Annotated in this window: 3 protein-coding genes; 2 read left to right on the top strand and 1 reads right to left on the bottom strand. The window is 64.3% G+C overall.

The annotated features are described in order from the left end of the window. Positions 1–24: 24 nt before the first annotated feature. Positions 25–2,715, bottom strand: a complete 2,691-nt coding sequence (acnA, locus tag EOA36_RS29505; RefSeq protein WP_127280501.1) for an aconitate hydratase AcnA — start codon at positions 2,713–2,715, stop codon at positions 25–27. A gap of 281 nt (positions 2,716–2,996) precedes the next feature. Here acnA and ccmA point away from each other — a divergent pair, with 281 nt between their 5' ends. After that, positions 2,997–3,605 carry a heme ABC exporter ATP-binding protein CcmA gene (gene ccmA, locus EOA36_RS29510; RefSeq protein ID WP_127280502.1) on the top strand — a complete coding sequence of 203 codons (609 nt, stop codon included), beginning with the start codon at positions 2,997–2,999 and terminating at the stop codon, positions 3,603–3,605. Between the two features lie 211 nt (positions 3,606–3,816). Next, positions 3,817–4,082: heme exporter protein CcmB (locus EOA36_RS29520; RefSeq protein WP_189553421.1), on the top strand; the 266-nt coding region annotated here is incomplete at its 3' end.

Here is a 4,082-nt window from a genome sequence, read left to right on the forward strand (position 1 = left end):
GCTAGTTCCCTACTCCCCTACTTTCTACGCTGCCAGATCGCGCAGCACGTATTGCAGGATGCCGCCGTTCTTGAAGTAGTCGAGCTCATCCAGCGTATCGATGCGGCAGATGATCGGCACGTTCTTCACCGTGCCGTCGCCATAGGTGATCTTGGCGGTCATCGTCTGGCGCGGCTTGATGGCGCTCAAGCCATCGATCTCGACCAGTTCGTCGCCCTTGAGGTTAAGCGAGGCCCAGGAAGTGCCGTCCTCGAAGACGAAGGGGATGACGCCCATGCCGACCAGGTTCGAGCGATGGATGCGCTCGAAGGACTGGGCGATGACGGCGCGGACACCAAGCAGGTTCGTGCCCTTGGCCGCCCAGTCGCGCGACGAGCCGTTGCCGTATTCGACGCCGGCGAAGATGACCAGCGGCACGCCTTCCTTCTTGTATTCCATCGCCGCGTCGTAGATCGATTCCTCTTCCTTCGTGGGATAGTGGATGGTGTAGCCGCCCTCGCGGCCATTCTCGCCCAGCATGTGGTTGCGGATGCGGATGTTGGCGAAGGTGCCGCGCATCATCACCTCATGGTTGCCGCGCCGCGTGCCGTACTGGTTGAAGTCGGCGACGCCGACGCCATGGTCGGTGAGGTATTTGCCGGCCGGCGAGGCGGCCTTGATCGACCCGGCGGGCGAGATGTGATCGGTGGTGATCTTGTCGCCGAACAGGCCGAGCACGCGGGCGCCCTTGATGTCGCCGATCTTGCCGAAACCTGATGTCATGCCGGCGAAGTAGGGCGGGTTCTGCACATAGGTCGAATTGTTGTCCCAGGCATAGGTCTGGCCTTCCGGCGCCTTGACGTTCTGCCAGTACTCGTCGCCCTTGAAGACGTCGGCATATTTGCGGGCGAACAGCTCGCGGGTGACGTTCTTCTCGATGAACTCCTGGATCTCGGCCGAGCTTGGCCAGATATCCTTGAGATAAACCGGATTGCCATTCTTGTCGTCGCCGAGCGGCTCTGATGTCAGGTCCTTGGTGACGGTGCCGGCGAGCGCGTGGGCCACGACCAGCGGTGGCGAGGCGAGGTAGTTCGCCTGCACGTCGGGAGAGACGCGACCTTCGAAGTTGCGGTTGCCGGAGAGCACGGCGGCAGCGATCAGGCCTTTGTCGTTGATGGTCTTGGAGATCGGCGCCGGCAGCGGGCCGGAATTGCCGATACAGGTGGTGCAGCCGAAGCCCACCAGGTTGAAGCCGATCTGGTCGAGCTCCTTCTGCAGGCCCGACTTTTCCAGATATTCGGCCACCACCTGACTGCCGGGGGCCAGCGAGGTTTTTACCCACGGCTTCTGCTTCAAACCGAGGCGGTTGGCGTTGCGGGCAAGCAAGCCGGCGCCGATCAGCACGCTCGGATTCGAGGTGTTGGTGCACGACGTGATGGCGGCGATGACGACGTCGCCATGGCCGAGGTCATGGTCGGTGCCTTCAACGGCGTAGCGCTTGGAGATTTCCGCCGCCTTCTTGTACTCGGTGTCCATCGCCTTGGCGAAGCCGGCCGGAATGCCTTCGAGCGCCACACGGCCTTCCGGGCGCTTGGGGCCGGCCATGGACGGCACGACGCTGTCGAGTTCCAGTTCGAGCAGGTCGGTGAAGACCGGATCGGCGGAACCGGCCTCGCGCCACATGCCTTGCGCCTTGGAATAGGCCTCGACCAAGGCGATGCGGTCCTCGCTGCGGCCCGACATTGTGAGGTAGCGGATGGTTTCCGAATCGACCGGGAAGAAACCGCAGGTGGCGCCGTATTCGGGCGCCATGTTGCCGATGGTGGCGCGGTCGGCCAGCGTCATGTTGGACAGACCGGGCCCGAAGAACTCGACGAACTTGCCGACGACGCCCTTCTTGCGCAGCATCTGGGTGACGGTGAGCACGAGGTCGGTGGCGGTGACGCCCTCCTTGAGCTTGCCGGTGAGGCGGAAGCCGATGACTTCGGGCAACAGCATGGAAACCGGCTGGCCGAGCATGGCCGCCTCGGCCTCGATGCCGCCGACGCCCCAGCCGAGCACGCCAAGGCCGTTGATCATGGTGGTGTGCGAATCGGTGCCGACGCAGGTGTCGGGATAGGCTGTGGTTTCGCCGTCCTCGGTGCTGGTCCACACGACCTGGCCGAGATATTCGAGGTTGACCTGGTGGCAGATGCCGGTGCCGGGCGGCACGACGCGGAAGTTGCGGAACGCCTGCTGGCCCCATTTCAGGAATTTGTAGCGCTCTTCGTTGCGCTCATATTCGAGTTCGACATTGCGGGCGAAGGCCATCGGCGTGCCGAACTCGTCGACGATGACGGAATGGTCGATGACGAGGTCGACCGGGACCAGCGGGTTGATCTTCTGCGGATCGCCGCCGAGCGAGGCCATGGCGTCGCGCATGGCGGCGAGATCGACCACGGCCGGGACGCCGGTGAAATCCTGCATCAAGACGCGGGCCGGGCGGTAGGCGATCTCGACGCCGGCGGTGCCCTTGTCGGTCAGCCAGCCGGCCACCGCCTGGATCGATTCCTTGGTGACGGAGCGGCCATCCTCGTTGCGCAGCAGGTTTTCCAGCAGCACCTTCATCGAATAGGGCAGCTGGGCAATGCCGGTGAGGCCGTTCTTCTCGGCCTCGACGAGGTCGAAATAGACATACTCGGCGTCGCCCGCTTTCAGCGTGCGGCGGCAATTGAAACTGTCGAGGGATTTTGACACGTGCGATCCTTGTCTGTTCAGCCTGAAAGGGAACGGACGCCGATGGCATGCAATCACGCGCAAAGGTGCGGGTACGGCCATTTCCGCTGTCCGCTCCCAAGCAACCCGAGCCGTTCAAGGCGGCGCGTGCGCTGGTTCGGCGCTAATTCTGTTCCCGTGCCGACCGCTGGCACGGATGACCCGCATATAGAGAATTTTCTGGAATAGTTCTAGACAGTTGCAAAGCAAATTTGTGCGATGCGGCAGCGGCCGTGCCGCTTCGTTCGAGGGACAGGCAAGGGATGCGGCTGATCGCCGAAAATCTGGGCGGCGAGCGCGGCGGCGAGGCGGTGTTTTCCGGCATCGGGTTTGCGTTGGAAGCCGGGCAGGCGCTGGTCGTCACCGGGCCGAACGGTTCGGGCAAATCGACCTTGCTCAGGGTGGTCTCCGGACTGCTGCCGAAAGCCGAAGGCCGACTGCTGCTCGAAGGCGGCGGTGATGAATTCCCCTCGATTGCGTCGGCGTGCCACTATCTCGGCCATCAGAACGCAATGAAGACGGCACTGAGCGTGGCGGAGAATTTGCGCTTCTGGCGGGAGTTCCATGGCGAAGGCCGGCTCGGTGTCGAGGAGGCGCTGGAAACGGTCGGGCTGGGCGGCATCGGCCATTTGCCGTTCGGCTATCTCTCGACCGGGCAAAGGCGCCGCGCGGCGATCGCCAAGCTCTTGGTCAGCCATCGGCCGCTGTGGCTGCTGGACGAGCCGACGGCGGGGCTGGACAAGGCTTCGGAAGGAAGGTTCGCGGGGCTGATGCGCGGGCACTTGGGGGATGGAGGGATGGCCGTTGCGGCAACGCATCTGCCGCTGGGATTGGAAGGGGCGCGCGAGCTGCAAATGAGGGTAGGCCATTGATTTCCGTGCTCTACGGCGCCCCCCTCTGGCCTGCCGGCCATCTCCCCCACGAGGGGGGAGATTGGTGGCTTCGGCGCCTCGCTCATCTTGGCGACGCTAGTGATTGGCGAAAGCCGAACCGACGGCTGATCTCCCCCCTCGTGGGGGAGATGTCCGGCAGGACAGAGGGGGGCGTGACGGAACGCCTTCTTCAACCGGGGACCACGTCGTAATGTGGTCCCTCTTAGCCCGCGACATCCGCCTCAATATCCGTGCCGGCGGCGGCGCGCTGACCGGGGTCATCTTCTTCCTTGCCGTCATCGCCACCATCCCCTTCGGCGTCGGGCCGGACCTCAAGCTGTTGGCCCGGATCGGCCCTGCGATCCTGTGGATCGGCGCCTTGCTTGCCTGCCTGCTCGGCCTCGACCGGCTGTTCCAGGCCGACCGCGAGGACGGCGCGCTCGACCTGCTGGTGCTCGGCCACGACCGGCACATGCT

Origin of the sequence: Mesorhizobium sp. M8A.F.Ca.ET.021.01.1.1 (genome assembly GCF_003998025.1) — a bacterium.
Lineage (GTDB): Bacteria > Pseudomonadota > Alphaproteobacteria > Rhizobiales > Rhizobiaceae > Mesorhizobium.

What these genes read in the sequence shown, in the direction of transcription:
- ccmA (WP_127280502.1), top strand. Translation starts at nt 2,997, where the DNA reads ATGCGGCTGATCGCCGAAAATCTGGGCGGCGAGCGCGGCGGCGAGGCG.